18 protein-coding genes and 1 tRNA gene are annotated in these 16002 nt (G+C 33.1%); 11 read left to right on the top strand and 8 right to left on the bottom strand.

Annotation, left to right across the window (positions count from 1 at the left end):
* The first annotated feature begins 4 nt into the window (after window positions 1–4).
* From murD to DZ64_RS13325, 5 genes are all read left to right on the top strand, one after another.
* Window positions 5–1177, top strand: coding sequence for a UDP-N-acetylmuramoyl-L-alanine--D-glutamate ligase (gene murD / locus DZ64_RS0106450; RefSeq protein ID WP_024789887.1), 1173 nt, complete (start codon window positions 5–7; stop codon window positions 1175–1177).
* An 84-nt stretch (window positions 1178–1261) separates the two neighbouring features.
* Window positions 1262–1337 (top strand) — tRNA-Phe (locus DZ64_RS0106445).
* Between the two features lie 97 nt (window positions 1338–1434).
* Complete coding sequence (locus tag DZ64_RS0106440; protein ID WP_024789886.1) at window positions 1435–1923, top strand: thioredoxin family protein; 489 nt, start codon at window positions 1435–1437, stop codon at window positions 1921–1923.
* Window positions 1920–2060, top strand: a complete 141-nt coding sequence (locus tag DZ64_RS13330) for a hypothetical protein (RefSeq protein ID WP_236618678.1) — start codon at window positions 1920–1922, stop codon at window positions 2058–2060. The genes DZ64_RS0106440 and DZ64_RS13330 overlap by 4 nt, the downstream gene beginning before the upstream one ends.
* A 74-nt stretch (window positions 2061–2134) precedes the next feature.
* The gene (locus tag DZ64_RS13325) at window positions 2135–2428 is read left to right on the top strand and encodes a formyltransferase family protein (protein ID WP_236618677.1); all 294 of its coding nucleotides are present in this window, start codon (window positions 2135–2137) and stop codon (window positions 2426–2428) included.
* Here DZ64_RS13325 and DZ64_RS0106430 read toward each other — a convergent pair.
* The 8 genes from DZ64_RS0106430 to DZ64_RS0106395 form a co-directional block, all read right to left on the bottom strand.
* Window positions 2418–2708, bottom strand: a complete 291-nt coding sequence (locus DZ64_RS0106430; protein ID WP_024787750.1) for a hypothetical protein — start codon at window positions 2706–2708, stop codon at window positions 2418–2420. The two genes, DZ64_RS13325 and DZ64_RS0106430, sit on opposite strands and share 11 nt — an antisense overlap.
* A 256-nt stretch (window positions 2709–2964) precedes the next feature.
* A complete protein-coding gene (rplS, locus tag DZ64_RS0106425) occupies window positions 2965–3321 on the bottom strand; it encodes a 50S ribosomal protein L19 (RefSeq protein ID WP_024789885.1) in 357 nt (118 codons plus the stop codon).
* A 106-nt stretch (window positions 3322–3427) separates the two neighbouring features.
* Window positions 3428–4111 carry a tRNA (guanosine(37)-N1)-methyltransferase TrmD gene (trmD, locus tag DZ64_RS0106420; RefSeq protein WP_024789884.1) on the bottom strand — a complete coding sequence of 228 codons (684 nt, stop codon included), beginning with the start codon at window positions 4109–4111 and terminating at the stop codon, window positions 3428–3430.
* A complete protein-coding gene (gene rimM / locus DZ64_RS0106415) occupies window positions 4108–4659 on the bottom strand; it encodes a ribosome maturation factor RimM (protein ID WP_024789883.1) in 552 nt (183 codons plus the stop codon). Before rimM ends, trmD begins: the two co-directional genes overlap by 4 nt.
* Window positions 4652–4891 (bottom strand): KH domain-containing protein, encoded by a 240-nt coding sequence (locus DZ64_RS0106410; RefSeq protein ID WP_024787746.1) that lies wholly within the window; start codon window positions 4889–4891, stop codon window positions 4652–4654. Before DZ64_RS0106410 ends, rimM begins: the two co-directional genes overlap by 8 nt.
* Window positions 4891–5133: a 30S ribosomal protein S16 gene (gene rpsP / locus DZ64_RS0106405; protein ID WP_024789882.1), complete on the bottom strand. Its 243-nt coding sequence runs from the start codon at window positions 5131–5133 to the stop codon at window positions 4891–4893. Before rpsP ends, DZ64_RS0106410 begins: the two co-directional genes overlap by 1 nt.
* A gap of 79 nt (window positions 5134–5212) precedes the next feature.
* Window positions 5213–6562, bottom strand: coding sequence for a signal recognition particle protein (gene ffh / locus DZ64_RS0106400; RefSeq protein ID WP_024789881.1), 1350 nt, complete (start codon window positions 6560–6562; stop codon window positions 5213–5215).
* Between the two features lie 78 nt (window positions 6563–6640).
* A complete protein-coding gene (locus tag DZ64_RS0106395) occupies window positions 6641–7375 on the bottom strand; it encodes an RluA family pseudouridine synthase (RefSeq protein ID WP_024789880.1) in 735 nt (244 codons plus the stop codon).
* 200 nt (window positions 7376–7575) lie between these two features.
* Here DZ64_RS0106395 and DZ64_RS0106390 point away from each other — a divergent pair, with 200 nt between their 5' ends.
* The 6 genes from DZ64_RS0106390 to DZ64_RS0106365 all read left to right on the top strand — a co-directional run bounded on the left by DZ64_RS0106390 (window position 7576) and on the right by DZ64_RS0106365 (window position 16000).
* On the top strand, window positions 7576–7914 hold the full coding sequence (locus DZ64_RS0106390; protein ID WP_024787742.1) for a hypothetical protein: 339 nt from the start codon (window positions 7576–7578) through the stop codon (window positions 7912–7914).
* Window positions 7915–8022: 108 nt separating this feature from the next.
* Window positions 8023–9528, top strand: a complete 1506-nt coding sequence (locus DZ64_RS0106385) for a DUF3373 family protein (protein WP_024787741.1) — start codon at window positions 8023–8025, stop codon at window positions 9526–9528.
* 98 nt (window positions 9529–9626) lie between these two features.
* A complete protein-coding gene (locus tag DZ64_RS0106380) occupies window positions 9627–12299 on the top strand; it encodes a molybdopterin-dependent oxidoreductase (RefSeq protein WP_024789879.1) in 2673 nt (890 codons plus the stop codon).
* A gap of 3 nt (window positions 12300–12302) precedes the next feature.
* Window positions 12303–12971 carry a 4Fe-4S dicluster domain-containing protein gene (locus tag DZ64_RS0106375; protein WP_024789878.1) on the top strand — a complete coding sequence of 223 codons (669 nt, stop codon included), beginning with the start codon at window positions 12303–12305 and terminating at the stop codon, window positions 12969–12971.
* 9 nt (window positions 12972–12980) lie between these two features.
* On the top strand, window positions 12981–14285 hold the full coding sequence (locus DZ64_RS0106370; protein WP_024789877.1) for a sulfide reductase: 1305 nt from the start codon (window positions 12981–12983) through the stop codon (window positions 14283–14285).
* 248 nt (window positions 14286–14533) lie between these two features.
* A complete protein-coding gene (locus DZ64_RS0106365; RefSeq protein WP_024789876.1) occupies window positions 14534–16000 on the top strand; it encodes an NAD(P)/FAD-dependent oxidoreductase in 1467 nt (488 codons plus the stop codon).
* Window positions 16001–16002 lie beyond the last annotated feature (2 nt).

Raw genomic sequence — 16002 nt, 5'->3', positions numbered from 1 at the left:
ATAAATGAAATCTCTGTTCGGATACGGATTAACCACAAAATCCATTGCAAAAAGCGGGGGCTGGGAAATATATGACGACAGATTTAAAAAAATAGAGTTTGATAAATACGGCAATATTCTTTTGCCCCCTTTTCTTTTTAAAGCGAAAAAAAGCCATCTTGAAATAACGTCTCCCGGTATTCCCCCTTATAATTCGTTAATAAAAAAAGCCAAAAATTTAATTAGTGAATTTGATTATTTTAATGAAGCTCCTTTTCAGATATGGGTAACAGGTACAAACGGAAAAACAACAACTACCGAGATGATACATTATCTATTACAAAATTCTGATATTGGGGGAAATATAGGTATTCCACTTGCTGATATGGATAAAAACAAACAATTTTGGGTGATAGAAGCCAGCAGTTTTCAGCTCCATTATACAAAATTTGCGAAACCGAATATTTTTATAATTTTACCTATAAAAGAAGACCATATTTCCTGGCATGGAAGTTTTGAAAATTATGTAAAAGCAAAACTTTCGCCTCTTAAAAGAATGAGTGAAAGAGACGTGGTAATAATGCCAAAAATACTTAATTCACCAACAAAAGCTTTTAAAATCCTTTACAAAAATGAAGAGGATTTACTACATTATTTCGGATTTAAAGAATTTGAATTTAAACCTCCGTTTTTACTTGATGAAATACTGGCAAAAGCTGTTTATTATATTTTGTATTTTAAAGAAAAAAGTTTAAAAAATTTTAAAATAGACCCACATAAATTAGAAGAAATAAAAGATAGTAAAAACAGAATTTGGGTAGATGACTCAAAAGCTACAAATATAGATGCTACCATAAATGCCCTAAAAAGATATAAAAATAAAAAAATTTATTTAATTATTGGAGGAGATGATAAAGGACAAAATTTCGAAGAACTATTTAAATATATGAAAAACCTGAATATCGAACTGTTTATAATCGGAGAAAAAAGGGAGCTTTTTATAAATTTGGCAAAAGAAAATCACATACCTTTTAATGATGCAAAAACACTGCAAAACGCCGTTAATTTAATTGATAAAAAACACAATAAAGATTCACTCGCCCTGCTTAGTCCTGCCTGTGCAAGTTTCGACCAGTTTAAAAGTTATAAAGACAGAGGAAATATTTTTAAAAAATTAATTATGAATTTTGAATTATAAATGTTGAATTTAAGATTAAATTAAGTTTAATTAAATATAATTCCGTTCAACATTTATAATTCAGCATTCAAAATGAGAAAATTTGCCCAGGTAGCTCAGTCGGTAGAGCAAGGGACTGAAAATCCCTGTGTCGGCGGTTCGATTCCGTCCCTGGGCACCATTTAATCAAATGTATAATTGAAAATGTAAAATGCATAATTAAATAATAATATTTTTAATCTAAATTATAAGTGTTTGACACTTATTTAAGGATAAATATGAAAAAGTTTTTGTTTCCCTTTATTTTATTAATAAATCTGTTTGCATTTAACTGGTACGGAAACATTCACTGGGTTAAATCTTATGACAAGGCAAAAATATTGGCTAAAAAAGAGCATAAACTTATTTTGACGGAAATAGCTGGTATTAAATGCCCACCTTCAAAATATTTTTCAAAATATGTATATTCAGATAAGAAAGTTTCTGATTTTATAAACAAAAATTTTATTCCTGTTTTTTATTTTATTCAACAAAATTCCATTCCCAAAACAATAAAAAAACATTTTAAAGGTGTTACCCCTACATTGATTTTTTCTAAACCTAACGGAAAAATTTTTTATATTTTAACAGGCGCAAGAAACAAACCGGAATTTTTAAGGGTATTAAAAGCCTTAATCAAACAATATCATCAAAAATTTAAAAAAGCTTCCATCAACTCTCCAAAACCGGTATGGCTGCAAATTCCCAAAAATAAAAAGAATAAATGAAAAGAGTAGTTGTATTTTTTGGAAAAGGCGGAAGCAATTTTTTAAATTTAATAAAAAAAGAAAATAATTATAAAATAATTGCAGGCATTACAAACAGAGCCGATTCTGATGCTTTAAAAGTTTACCTCCTATTTTAATAAGCAGTGATTTTAATGAAATTTTAGGACACCTTAAAAATTTAAATCCCGATTTAATAGTGCTTGCCGGATTTATGAAAATTGTACCTTCTTTTATAATCAATGAATTCAAGGACAAAATAATAAATTTACATCCAAGCATTTTACCGAATTTCAAAGGTTTAAATGCAGAAAAACTCTCCTTCGAGGCAAAAAAAGCATGCGGTATAACAATACATTTTGCATCAGAAGAGCTTGACAGCGGCGATATTATTTTACAATATCACATAAATCCTTATAAATTTAAAACTTACGAAGAATATCATAAAGAATTAAAAAAAGCCGAATGGACTTTTTTACCTGATGTTGTTGAGAGAATCAATCTTTAAGTTTTATTAGAGTCCCCATTGAATAATAATCAAGTACATCTATTCCCTCTTTATTTTTAGAAGGAGTGATGGTGACAGTAATATTTTTTACCCCGTCAGCTTCCATTTCTTTAGCCTGTTCCTGAAGCATTATAATAACCTGTTTAAAAGCATCGGTAGGCAATACATCATCATACATTCTTGCCTGCTCCACCCTTACGCTTCCGTATGCAATTGTAATACATTCATGAGGCTCTTGAATTTCCCCAAAACTTAAAATCTGTTCATTATAATCTCTCATCCTCTGCCTTTTTTTAAAAATTATATCAAAATATATTTTTTTTATTATTTTAATAAAACAAAGTGTTAAAAAAGTGCCCGTATAAAAATTATGAATTATGAATGTTGAATTATAAATGTTGAATGTTGAATTATAAATGTTGAATTAAATATTAAATTAAAAAAATATTCAAAAATCTCTAATTCAGAACTCAACATTCACAATTTAACATTATTAACAGTGTCTGTCACTATATTTATTACAAAAAAGAAAGAGATTAATCTCTTCTTTCTTTAATTCTAGCTTGTTTACCAGTTTTTTCTCTTAAATAATAAAGTTTTGCCCTTCTGACTCTACCTTTTCTTACCACTTCGATACCGGCAATACTTTCGCTGTAAAATGGAAAAATTCTTTCCACTCCGATATTGTTTGCACCGATTTTTCTCACGGTAAATGTTTTGCCTGCCCCGGTGCCTTTAATTGCAATTACCACACCTTCAAAATTTTGAATTCTTTTTTTATCGCCTTCTTTAATTTCAACCGCAACCCTTACAGTGTCTCCGGGTCTGAATTCAGGAACATTTTTTCCTTCAATTTGTTTAGCTTCAAAAGCCTCGATGTATCTGTTTCTCATTATTTTCTCCTTTGTGCCATTGGCCGCTTAGGGCATCCACACTTATTTTGAAGCGTAATTATATCAAAAATTAACAAAAAAACAAATTAAATTCTAAACATTAATTTTACATTTTCAATTTTTCATTATTTATTTGAAATAAGTCCGGTCTGTGAAATTTAGTTTTAAAAAGCGATGTTTTTTCTTTCCACTCTTTTATTTTTTTATGATTTCCACTTTTTAAAATTTCCGGAATTTTACCTGTTTTTGAAAATTGGGGGGCTTCAAGCAGATTATTATTAAAACTCTCTTCAACTAAACTTTCACTGTTTCCTAAAACTCCCTTAATATTTCTTAAAACACTGTCCGCTATTATCAGAGCACCAAGTTCTCCTCCTGTTAATATAAAATCACCAACACTTATTACCTCATCCGCAAAATCTTCAATAAGCCTTTCATCAAATCCCTCATATCTTCCGGAAACCAATATTAAAACATTCTCATAACTGAAACGCTTAGCATCTTTTTGATTATAGACTTTTCCAACGGGAGTTAAAAAAATAGTTTTTGCATTTTGGTATTTATTTTTTAAAAAATTTAAACATCCCCTTAGGGCAATATTATCAATAACCATTCCGGCCCCACCACCTGCCGGAGGAGTGTCTATATGCATATGTATGTTTTCGGCAAATTCTCTGAAATTTACAAATTCTATTTCAAAAATAGATTTTTCTAATGCTTTTTTTAAAATAGAATCTTCAAAATAAGGTTTTATTAAATCGGGGAAAAGAGTAACAAAAACAATTTTCATTTAAGACTTTCAAGAATATCTATTGCACCTTTAGCATAAATTTTTTTATTTTCAACATCCACATTTTCCACATTTCTTTTAAAATCAATTAAAAATCTTTTTGGATAACCTTTATTTACCAGAGATTCATCGGTTTTAATTATTAAATAATCTACATCTACCCTTTCTATTTCAACCACTTTTCCTAAAACTTGGAACTTGGAACTTCCAACTTGGAGATTCTCAATATTTTCCATTACTTCACATCCAATAATTTCAAACCAGAAATATTCGTTTTCTTTTAATTTTATTTCTTCTTTTGTTTTTTCAGAAGTGGTATAAAGGACTCTGTTAATAAGTTTCTTGGCTTCTTCGGGTGTATTTATGCCTTTAAATTTAACCAGATTTCTTTTTATATCTATTTTTTCTATGGTTAAATCAATTCTGTCGGATTCAAATGTAGCATTAGGTTTGAACTGCTCCGGAAAGTCGGTTAGGAGGTGAAGTTTCTGCCATCCCTTCACCCCGTAAGTTTTTCCAATTTTTGCAATTGGAATTTTTTTATTCATATGCTTTTAGTGTAATTTTATAATTTTTATCTTCTTTTGCCCTGCAGCCGCTTATAACGGTTTTTATAGCTTTTACCATTGCCCCGTCTTTACCTATTATTCTGCCCACATCGGCTTTTTTTGCATAAATTATAATTTCATCAAAATCACTATGCGGCACAATTTCACTTTTAATTACATCAGGTTCAAATGCCAAAAGTTTGGCATATTCCCTTACAAAAGATTCAACCATTAAGCGTTTTCTTCAGCTATTTTTTTTAGTTTAGCAACTCTTTCACTCATTTTAGCACCTACACCAATCCAATAATTTACCCTCTCTAAATCCATTTTTACTGTTGCTGGTTCAGTTAAAGGATTATAATATCCTACTGATTCTATCCATCCTGAATCTCTTCTTTTTTTTGAATCTGTTACAACTATTCTGTAAAAAGGTCTTTTTTTTCTACCAAATCTTGCAAGTCTGATTTTTACCACGTGTATCTCCTTAGTTTATTTATTTATTTTTTATCCCGCCCAAACCGACCCATTAAAAATAATGTGAAATTTTAATACATTATTTTGGAAAATTCAAGCCTTTTGTCATATTCATAAGCTCATTCATATTTGGAATTTTCTTACCGGCAAATTTTTTTGCCATTTTTGCCGCATTCTGAAACTGTTTATTGATTCTGTTTACTTCCTGTACGCTAAGTCCTGCTCCGCTCGCAATCCTTCTTCTTCTGCTTGCACTCTCTTTTAGTAATTTCGGATTGGTTCTCTCTTTTGGGGTCATGGAATTTACCATGGCTTTTATTTTTTTAATTTCATCAGAATTTTCAAGGTCAATTTCTCCTAACTGTTTTAACATTCCGCCCATTCCGGGAATCATTGAAAGCAGGTTTTTCATACTCCCGAGCTTTTTAATCTGTTCAAGCTGCTTTATAAAATCTTCGTAATTAAATTCGCCTTTTTTAATTTTTTTGGATATTTTTTTGGCTTCTTTTTCATCCATTATAGCGGCCGTTTTTTCAACAAGCCCTTCTATATCCCCGGCTCCTAATAACCTGTTTACAATCCTCTCGGGCATAAACACTTCCAAATCCGCTATTTTTTCCCCGGTTCCCAAAAATCTTAGAGGTTTATGGACCTGATGGGCAATACTTAGTGCGACACCGCCTTTGCTGTCACCATCGTATTTGGTTAAAATTACCCCTGTTATATCAAGTTTTTCATCAAAAGTTTTGGCGGTATTTATTGCATCTTTACCCGTGAGCGAATCGGCTACGTAAAAAATTTCATCCGGATTAACCTCTTTTTTCATTTTAACAAGTTCGCTCATAAGCTCTTCATCAATAGCAAGCCGTCCTGCCGTATCTATAAGCACAACATCATAATATTTACTTTTAGCAAATTCAACGCCTTTTTTTGCAACTTCTACAGCGTCTTTTGCACTTTCGTCATAATAAATATCGAGCCCGTTTGCCTCGGCTAACTGCTTAAGCTGTTCAACCGCTGCAAGTCTTTGTAAATCGGCCGCAACCATTAACACTTTTTTCTTTTTAAATGTTTTAAGATAATATGCTAATTTTGCGGTTGTGGTTGTTTTACCGCTACCCTGAAGTCCTGTCATCATTACAACAGTAGGAGGTTTGGGGGAAAATACAAATCCGAAATTTCCCGGGGCTTTTAAAATTTCACTTAACGAATTTTCAAGCGCCATTAAAAAATTGGCTTTTCCTATACCTTTTCTTTTAGTTTCAATTTCCACTTTTTTAATTAAGTCTTTTACCGTTTTAAAATGAACATCCGCTTTTAACAGGTTTTTTTTAAGTTCATCTAATGCTCTTTTTAAAGATTTCTCATCATCTTTAAGCTTGATTTTATTAATTGCATTTCTAAAACCTTCACTTATTTTACCAAACATTATTCTCCTTTATATTTTATTGAGTTGTAAAAAAATAGTAACAATAAAACTAATTTTTAATTTTCCATTTTCAATTGATTACTTTTCTTCCTGCATTTTAAAATCATCTGGCTCTGGTGAAATAAATTCATAATCAAACAGTTTAAATTTATGGTGGTGAAGCATTACTCTGGTATATTCTTTTCCCCCGTATTTCACATCTCCTATAATAGGATGTTCAATCGCTTTTAAATGAGCCCTTATCTGATGTGTTCTTCCTGTATGGATAACGGCTTTTATTTTAGACTTTGTCCTGAATGCCAGAATCGGCTCAATTTGGGTAACCGCCTCTTCACCTTCCCTTGAAATTTTAGCAAAAGACGCCGATTTTGTCTTAATAATTTCAATAGGAAGATTTATAATGTCATTTTGGGCGATTATACCTTCCACCCATGCGATATATTCTTTATAAACATTTTTATTTCTAAATTCTTCAATGGCCCGTTTTCTAAACTCTTTATTTTTTACCATTACAAGAATACCGCTTGTTTGCTTATCAAGCCTGTGCAAAAGCGGCTGTTTGAATTTTTGAGAAATTTCTTCGCTCGTAATAAACGGGGGTTTGTCAACTACCACTATATTTTTATCCTCATAAATTTTTCTTATATCAGGAATATTGATAATTTTAAATTTTATATTTGTAGGCACCAGCCCTCTTGCTATCTTTATTTTTTTTTCTCTTGCATAAACCAAACCCCTGTCAATCAGCTCTTTGGCCTTTCTATTTGATATGTTTTCCTGTTTTGCCAAGAGTATATACGCTTTTTCTTTCAATAACTGCCTTTTTTATAAAATTATATCATATTCTAATATTAATAAAAGGATTGAAAAATCATACAAAAATCTCCAAATTTCATTTATTTAGCAAAAATTTGTTAAATTTGTTATAAATTTTTTTTATTTTAAGCAAACTTTAAGGAAAAATGATGTATCATTCTACTTGCAAATGAACATTTATTCATTAAAGGCGGATTATGAAATTTTCTAAAATTTTAGTCAGTGCAATTATGCTTGTATCTTTTGCTTATGCAATCAACGCTTATACAGCGGGTTACAGAGCATACATAAGATACATCAAACATTCGGGCGGCCATACATTAAAAGCGCCGGAGCTGTTAAAAAAATTAAATGTTGTCACACCAGATCAGTTAAATGAATTGTTTGCCGATAACGCAAAACCTTTTTTAGAAAAGCTAAAAACATTGAACCCAAAAGCTGCTAAAGGAATGCAAAAGATAATTGAAAAAGGCAAACTCCCTTATTTAAAAGTATTCTTCACCCAAATACTGCAGGGAAGAATACCTCCCGGATGACTTTAAAAAAAATACCTCCGGGAGAGGTAGACAATTACATTAAATTTGTTATAATTTGCACTGACTAAAAAAATGCGAAATTAAATTAAAAAATCAAAGGAGAAAAAAATGAAAAAATTTTTACTTTCAGCTTCAGTTGTAGCAGGACTTTTCGCACAGCCTACGGTTGAGCAGTTACAAAAACAAATTGAGCTTTTACAGCAACAATTAAATCAGTTAAAAACCAGCCAGCAAAAAGTTGAAAAAAAAGTTGACGAACAAAACAGCAGATACTATAAAAAAGTATCGCCTGTGGTAGCAAACTCTCATCTATTCTGGGGATTCGATTTAAGAACGGCATTCGATTATCTTAACAAACAAACAACAGCCGGATTAACATATAATGTTGGACCAGATATGACAGGACAAAGCGGACATCAATTTGCTGGTGTAGTTACAGGACAAACTGACAAAAAAGATCATATTGGTCAGGTTTTACAAAACAGAATTATCCTAACAGGTGTATACAAACCCGCAGATAATTTAAAAGCAACTGTAAGAGTCGAAGCCAATAAAGTATTTGGTATGACTTCAATTAACAGCATGAATCAACCTTTCCAAAATGTTGACTGGGTAGTAAATGAAACACCTGACGATGCAAATATCAGAATCAAAGAAGCTTTCTTTAATTACTGGTTTGGTCCGGATAACGGATTAATGTTCAGTGCGGGTAGAAGACCGGCGACTCAGGGATTTCCAGCTAATTTAGTTGACGAAGACAATGCAAACAGTCCGCTTGGACATTTAATCAATATGGAATTTGACGGATTCAGTTTTGAAGTTGGAAACTCATTATTCTCTAAACTATCAGATAAATTTGCTGATTGGGGAACATGGATTAAATTCTGTTTGGGAAGAGGTTATACCGCTTCTAACGGAAAATGGTCATTAAACAACACTCAACCTGATTATACAAAAGGTAATGCTCATCATGCAGATTTTGGAGGATTTTTATTAATTCCTTATGACGACGGACAATATTCATTAAAAACAGAAACAGTCTGGGCGTTTAACCTTCAAGGTTTTAAAATGGCTTTCACAGGTCCTAGTACATTTGTTGCTGACATGGCAACATTAGGAAATTATTTCGGTGAAAACGCCGTATTTGCGGCTCAAGGAATCGGTGACGGGATAAGCGATTTTCTTGACAACACTACAGCATTTGTTTCTTGGGCATTTTCAGAAACAAGACCTAAATCCGGACAAACTATGCTTGGTTCAGATAAAAAAAGAACAGGTCACAGTATCTGGGTAGGTGCTGATATGCCGGGATTTGCAGATAACGACAGATTCGGTCTATCTTATGTAAACGGAAGCAAATACTGGAGAAGCTTTACTTACGGAGAAGATACATTAGCCGGAAGCATTGCAGCAGTTAGAGGACACGCTTTTGATGTATATTACAATCATCAGATTATTCCTCATCTAACAGCACAGTTAAGATATACATACATTAAATACAATCATCCTGGAAGTGATGCATTCTTTGGTGATATGGGTAACCCAGATAACACAATGTTCAGTTATGTTAAAAAAGCTAAAGACATAAGAGCTTATATCAGATATAACTTTTAATTAAATTAAGATAATTTTCTCTTATATCCCTCTTCGGGATATATATTTTTTTCAATACTATGCTACAATTACTACGTAAATTTCTAAAAGGAGAATCAATGTCTGAAATTGTTGATTTAAAAAGAAGGAGCTTCCTGAAAGGTTCAGCAGCTGCGGCAGCAGGTGTAGCGGTAACCGGCTCATCAGCATTTGCTTTTGGACCTTATGAAGAAGGTTTAAACGAAAAAGAAAAGAAAGAAGAAGATATTAAAAACGCAAAATTTACCCCCAATGTTTGCGGTATGTGCGTAAACATGTGCGGGGTAATTGTTAGAAACGTTGATGGGAAGGTAACAAAAATAGACCCGAATCCGCTTTATCCAAAAAGCAGAAATTTTATGTGTGCAAGGGGTAATGCGGGAATTGCGGAAGAATACGACCCGGATAGAATTACAACACCTTTAATCAGGGTTGGGAAAAGAGGTGAAGGTAAATTTAGAAAAGCCTCTTGGGATGAAGCGCTTGATTATATTGCTAAAAAAATGATTAAAATACTTGATGAGGAAAAAGATAACAGAAGCACATTCCTTTTCGGTGTCGGTGCAACATCAGGGGTAGTTGATGAACCAATTATAATGAACTTGGTAAACGGAATCGGTACTGCCAATTTTATTGACCACTTTTCAACATGTTTTGCGCCTTCATTTATAGCAAACAGCTTAACATTTGGAAGTTGGGGACAGGGAGATTTCAGAAACACAAAATATCTTTTGAACTTAGGAGCAAACAGGGCTGAGGGAATTGTAACCCCGGATACTCTTGATATGTTTAAAAGAACACACAAAAGAGGAATTGAAAAAATCGTGTATGTTGATGTAAGATACACTAATACAGCTGCCCAGGCTGATGAATTTATTCCTATCAAACCTGGAACCGACGGTGCTTTAATCCTTGCAATGATTCATGAAAGCATTAATAAAGGTTTTCATAAAACTCCTTATAAGGCTGATTATATTAAAAAATATGTTACCGGAGTTGAAGAACTTGAAAAATTCTTTACAACGGGTGAAGGTGCCAAATATACTCCTGAATGGGCTGAAAAAATAACTGAAATTCCTGCTTCTACAATCAGAAGAATTACAAAAGAATTTTCAGATGCGGCTGAAAAATATAAAGGTGCCGCAAACTGCTACAGAAGCAGAAAATCTACCTGGTATTATCAGGATTTTGATTTTAGACGTGCTCAGGCGATTTTCAATTCAATTCACGGATGCGTTAACAGACCGGGCGGAATTATTCTTGGAAGAGGATTAAAATTTGAAAGCTATGAATATGAGGATTTTCCTATTTATGATAACGCAAAAACAAGAATTGATATTGCCTGCTTAAAACCAAACACATATCCATTGGGCAACCCTCAAAAAGGTAGCTGGCCTATCATTAGAGACACTATTTTGGAAGTTAATACAAAATGGAAAAAAGGCGAAAAATTAGCTGATAATGAATATCCTGTAAGAGCGGCATTCCATTATAAACAAAATCCGCTTCAATCGGTTCCTGATTATGAAAAAACCGCCAAAATGTATGAAACAATGGATTTGGTGGTTGTAATTGACATTCAGGGAACCGATACAGCTCTTTATGCAGACGTAATCTTGCCGGATACCGTTTATGTAGAAAGAGAATCCCCTTTAAAAATGTTTAATACAATAGAACCTTACATTACCTGGAGAAGCCAGGGAGTCGAACCTAGAGGATACGCTCAGGATATATATTTTATGTGCAAAGAACTTTCAAAAAGAATAGAAAAGCCTTTTGCGGCAATTACATTTAAATATACCTGGGACGAAGGCGGTTTTGGAGTAAAACTTCCAAAAAACTTTGATTTAACCAAATATTTAACAGATGATTTTAAAATAGATAAAACAAAATTAAAAGCAGATATTAAAGATGAAAAACTTCTAAAAGCGATTTTAGAGCATGCGAGCGATGATGATTTGGGAATTGAAACATTCAGATTAACAGCGGCTTATGATAAAACTGTTTCTGAGTATAACGAAGAAACAATGAAGGAACTATACGGAGAAGAAGCCGCCAAAATAGCAAAAGAATGGGGGGTTTACTGGCCTGGAATAGAAAATGCAGTTAAATCAGGTATTTTGGATGAACATTTAAAAGCATTCAAAAAAGATACTCAAAATAAAAATGAATTAGCTGAAACTGTTTATCAAAAATTTACCACTCTTCCGAAAGATTATTATATTGTCCCTAAAAAAGGAAAATATATTAAAGTAGCCTTAAAAGGATTGGAAGGTAAAAAATTCACAAATCCTATAAACGGTAAAATAGAAACTTTAAGAATGTTTCCTATGTGGAGAGACAGCTTATATAAAGCTCCAAACACCAATGAAAAAGAAGTGAGGGTGGTAGTCGGAAGACACGCATATTTTACTCAAAGTTTTCATTCAAACAACTATTTACTGCTTGATTTAATGAATTATAATTATATGTGGATAAATGATGAACTTGCAAAAGAAATGGGGCTTAAATTCAAGGATGAAGTGGAACTTACAAGCGAACAGGGTAAAAAAGTAAGAGCCAAAGTTTATCCTACAAAAAGAATCAGAAAAGATACGGCGTTTATCGCAACAGGGTTTGGATCTCAGTCTCCAATGATGACACTTGGATACAAAAACGGTATATCCCAGGCTATGATTTGTGAAAACGCAATTGATCCAATTCTTGGTTCCGCAAGTATGAACGAAACTCTTGTAAAAATAAGAAAGGTGTAAGCCATGGCAAATTATGCAATTGCACTTGAATATCAAAACTGTATAGACTGTAGAGCATGTGAAGTGGCATGTAAAGACGAAAACGGAGTAATGTTAGGAGCTGATAAACAAAGAATATGGGTTGGTATTGTAGAAGGCGGAAAAACACTCGCTGACGCGTTTTTAAATTTTTATCCGTCTCAATGTAATCACTGTATTGACGCACCATGTGTAACTGTATGTCCTACAGGGGCAAGCCATTATGCAGAAGGGGGACTTGTTAAAGTAGACCCTTCCATGTGTATTTTATGTAAAGGTTGTATGGAAGCCTGCCCTTACGGCGCAAGATTTGTGGATGAGACAAAACACGCAGTTGACAAATGTACATTCTGCGACGGAAGAATCCAGGAATACGGAACAACCGCCTGTAGTGCGACATGTCCTACCAAAGTTAGAACATTCGGTGATTTGGAAGATGAAGATTCCGATTTGGTAAAACTTTTAAAACAAAGAGAATTTTTCTTCTTAAAAGAAGAAGAAGGCACGCTTCCTAAATTATTTTATCTTGTACCGGAAAATAAAGAATACGCAAAAAGAACATTGGGTGATGTTAAAACACACACATGGGATGAAATTAAACCGTTATATGAAGCTGCAACTCAGGCTAAAAAACCTGAGTGGAAAAAAGCGTAAGGAGCTGCTATGAAAAATTATATTAATTGTTGCGGATTAAATATAAATAGAGTCAGTTTTACAGAATTATTTTTTAACAAAGTAATGCTTATTGCATATGTTTTAATAGCGATAGGTTTGGTAGGCTGGTATGAACTGTTTCATTTAAGATATTTTCACGATTTTATTTCCCAGGCAGGAATGGTGGCAGCCGGAGGTGACCCGGAAGCACTGAAACATGCCGCTATTGCTTTGAAAGAGCAGATTTTTAATCTACCGGAAATAGAAGAAGTAAACAAAGCGGAACCTTGGGGCGTATTTGTAACTCAGTATGTTTATCTGCTTTACGGCGGAAGCGCCTTGATTTTCTTAACTGCATTGGGAGAACTTTTCCATGTAAAAGTTGCTCCAAAAGTAGCAGCCGCTATGATGACTTTCGGTATTTCAATGGTTTTTGGCGGATTAATTTCTATCGCAAGCGACTTAGGTAACTTATTACATATTTACTGGATGGTTTTAAATCCTCAGCCTCAGGCGGGTATGTGGTTAATGCTGCCTTTATACAGTATTTATATACCGTTTACATTTATTGAAATTTATTTCTTAATTACATCCAAAAGAGATTTGGCGAAAAAACTTGCGTTAATTTTGGTTATATTAAGTTTATGTATTGACTTGGGAGAATTTTATATCCAAGGTTTATTATTTAACCAAAACACACCAAGACATTTATGGACTGATATTCCTCAGCTTTGGATTTATTTCCTAATTACAGGTGGAATCACAGGAATAGGCGGAGCAATTATTTTTGCATTTTTAGGATTAAGAGAAAAACCTTATTTTGACGACTTTATTAAAATTGCAGCAAAAACAGGGATTGTTTTAACAGTTTTGGCCGCTATTTATGAAATAACAGATTTTATGTTGGTAGATCCTAAATGGGTAAATTTAATGATTAAAGGCAGCCCTATCAGCTGGATGTATTGGGGATGGCTGATTTTAGGTATTGTAATTCCTTTTATCCTGTTTTTTTCAAAGAGTAAAGGTGCTGTATTAATAGGCGGCATTTCTGCAGTTATAGGCGCATTTTTAATGAGACAGGCATTTATTTTCGGCGGTAATATTGTTCCTATGAGTGCAAGGGTTGACGGACTCGGATATCAGGCAAACAGTGTTTACCAGTTAGACGCAATTACCCCATATGCATATATTGCCCCTCATTCAATGGAATGGATGATAATTATAGGATGTCTCGGTATAGGCATAGCAATTTTTGCATTGCTTGATAAAATATTCGATATAAGAAACGTAACAGATTCTTACGAACATCATTAACTCCCTGCCCTTTTGGGCAAAACCTAATATAATTATAAATGTTAAATTTCAAATGTTAAATTAATTTTTATTTTTTTAATTTATAATTTAACATTTATAATTTCTAATTAAAAGTTGTGCCTGTCACCTTTATAGTCAATAATTTCAGATTATAGTTTTTAATAACTTTTAATTAAATAAAGATAAAAATTATCTTAAATTAGATATTTGAGTTATAATTAAGCATAAAAAAATAAAAAAGGTTAAAAATGAAACCAAAAATAGTTATTTTAGGGGCAGGTATTTCAGGGCATACGACAGTTTTAAATTTAAAAAGAAAACTGAAAAACAAAGCTGAAATTATAGTAATTTCCCCGAATTCAAAATACCAGTGGGTTCCTTCAAATATCTGGGTCGGAATAGGTGCTATGAAACCTGAACAGGTATATTTTGAATTAAAACCTGTTTATGACAGATTTGGGGTAGATTTTAAACAGGCAAAAGCACTTACTATTCATCCTGAAGGTGATGCTGGAGAAAACAAACCCTATGTAACAATTGAATATGTAAGTGGGATTAGAGCTGGAGAAAAAGAAAAAGTTTATTATGACTATTTAATTAACGCTACAGGTCCAAAATTAAATTTTTCAGCCACTCCCGGGCTTGGGCCGGATACAGGAAACACTACATCTATATGCAGCTTCGACCACGCGGCTCACGCTTGGAAAGAGCTTCAAAAAGTTATAGAAAAAGCAAAAAAAGGACAAAAACAAAAAGTATTAATTGGTTTAGGACATGGTGGCTGTACTTGTCAGGGGGCAGCGGTTGAATATACAATGAATGTGGCATCCTTAATATATGATTTGGATTTAATGGATTATATAGATGTTACTTATATTACTAATGAAATGGATTTAGGTGATTTGGGCCTTGGCGGCGCATATGTTAAAAATAATGGTTATATCACACATACAAATAACATAATTCGTTCTATGTTTAGTGAATATGGGGTTGACTGGATTAAAAGAGCAAGTGTTTATAAGATAGAGAGAGGCAAAGTATATTATGAGACATATGAAGGTGAAGAAAAAACAGTCGAATATGATTTTGCAATGCTTATTCCTCCGTTTAGCGGTGTAGGAATTACAGCTGTTGGTCCAAACGAGGAAGATTATACAGATAAACTATTTAAACCAAACGGATTAATGATAGTAGATGCAGATTATTCAAGCGGGCAAAAACCGTATCATGAATGGAGTGGTGAAGACTGGCCAAAAAAACTTCAAAATCCGACATATGAAAACATATTTGCAGTAGGTATTGCATTCGCTCCTCCTCATCCAATTTCAATGCCAAATAAAACTAAATCAGGCCGTCCGTTGACACCAGCACCTCCAAGAACAGGTATGCCAAGCGCTGTTATGGCCCACGCAACAGCTCTTAATATAGCAGAATGGATTCTCGAAGGAAAACCAAGTTTCAGACATAAAGCAAGTATGGCAGAACTTGCAAGTATATGCGTCGTTTCCATAAATTACGGATTTAGGGGAATTGCAGGAAGTATGTCTGTTTATCCTACAATACCAGATTTCAAAAAATATCCGGATTTTGGAAGAGATATTAAATATACAATAGGTGAAGTAGGAAGTGCCGGTCACTGGTTTAAGTGGCTCATGCATTATCTGTTTTTATACAAAGCGAAAGCAAAACCTTTTTGGTATTTGATTCCAGATTAAAA

The sequence above is a fragment of the Lebetimonas sp. JH292 genome (genome assembly GCF_000523275.1).
In the GTDB taxonomy this organism is placed as follows: Bacteria; Campylobacterota; Campylobacteria; order Campylobacterales; family Nautiliaceae; genus Lebetimonas.
Note: the sequence above shows the minus strand (reverse complement) of the source record. Positions and strands in the feature narration are given on the sequence as shown.

What these genes read in the sequence shown, in the direction of transcription:
- murD (WP_024789887.1), top strand. Translation starts at nt 5, where the DNA reads ATGAAATCTCTGTTCGGATACGGATTAACCACAAAATCCATTGCAAAA.
- DZ64_RS0106440 (WP_024789886.1), top strand. Translation starts at nt 1,435, where the DNA reads ATGAAAAAGTTTTTGTTTCCCTTTATTTTATTAATAAATCTGTTTGCA.
- DZ64_RS13330 (WP_236618678.1), top strand. Translation starts at nt 1,920, where the DNA reads ATGAAAAGAGTAGTTGTATTTTTTGGAAAAGGCGGAAGCAATTTTTTA.
- DZ64_RS13325 (WP_236618677.1), top strand. Translation starts at nt 2,135, where the DNA reads ATGAAAATTGTACCTTCTTTTATAATCAATGAATTCAAGGACAAAATA.
- DZ64_RS0106430 (WP_024787750.1), bottom strand. Translation starts at nt 2,708, where the DNA reads ATGAGAGATTATAATGAACAGATTTTAAGTTTTGGGGAAATTCAAGAG.
- rplS (WP_024789885.1), bottom strand. Translation starts at nt 3,321, where the DNA reads ATGAGAAACAGATACATCGAGGCTTTTGAAGCTAAACAAATTGAAGGA.
- trmD (WP_024789884.1), bottom strand. Translation starts at nt 4,111, where the DNA reads ATGAAAATTGTTTTTGTTACTCTTTTCCCCGATTTAATAAAACCTTAT.
- rimM (WP_024789883.1), bottom strand. Translation starts at nt 4,659, where the DNA reads ATGAATAAAAAAATTCCAATTGCAAAAATTGGAAAAACTTACGGGGTG.
- DZ64_RS0106410 (WP_024787746.1), bottom strand. Translation starts at nt 4,891, where the DNA reads ATGGTTGAATCTTTTGTAAGGGAATATGCCAAACTTTTGGCATTTGAA.
- ffh (WP_024789881.1), bottom strand. Translation starts at nt 6,562, where the DNA reads ATGTTTGGTAAAATAAGTGAAGGTTTTAGAAATGCAATTAATAAAATC.
- DZ64_RS0106390 (WP_024787742.1), top strand. Translation starts at nt 7,576, where the DNA reads ATGAAATTTTCTAAAATTTTAGTCAGTGCAATTATGCTTGTATCTTTT.
- DZ64_RS0106385 (WP_024787741.1), top strand. Translation starts at nt 8,023, where the DNA reads ATGAAAAAATTTTTACTTTCAGCTTCAGTTGTAGCAGGACTTTTCGCA.
- DZ64_RS0106380 (WP_024789879.1), top strand. Translation starts at nt 9,627, where the DNA reads ATGTCTGAAATTGTTGATTTAAAAAGAAGGAGCTTCCTGAAAGGTTCA.
- DZ64_RS0106375 (WP_024789878.1), top strand. Translation starts at nt 12,303, where the DNA reads ATGGCAAATTATGCAATTGCACTTGAATATCAAAACTGTATAGACTGT.
- DZ64_RS0106370 (WP_024789877.1), top strand. Translation starts at nt 12,981, where the DNA reads ATGAAAAATTATATTAATTGTTGCGGATTAAATATAAATAGAGTCAGT.
- DZ64_RS0106365 (WP_024789876.1), top strand. Translation starts at nt 14,534, where the DNA reads ATGAAACCAAAAATAGTTATTTTAGGGGCAGGTATTTCAGGGCATACG.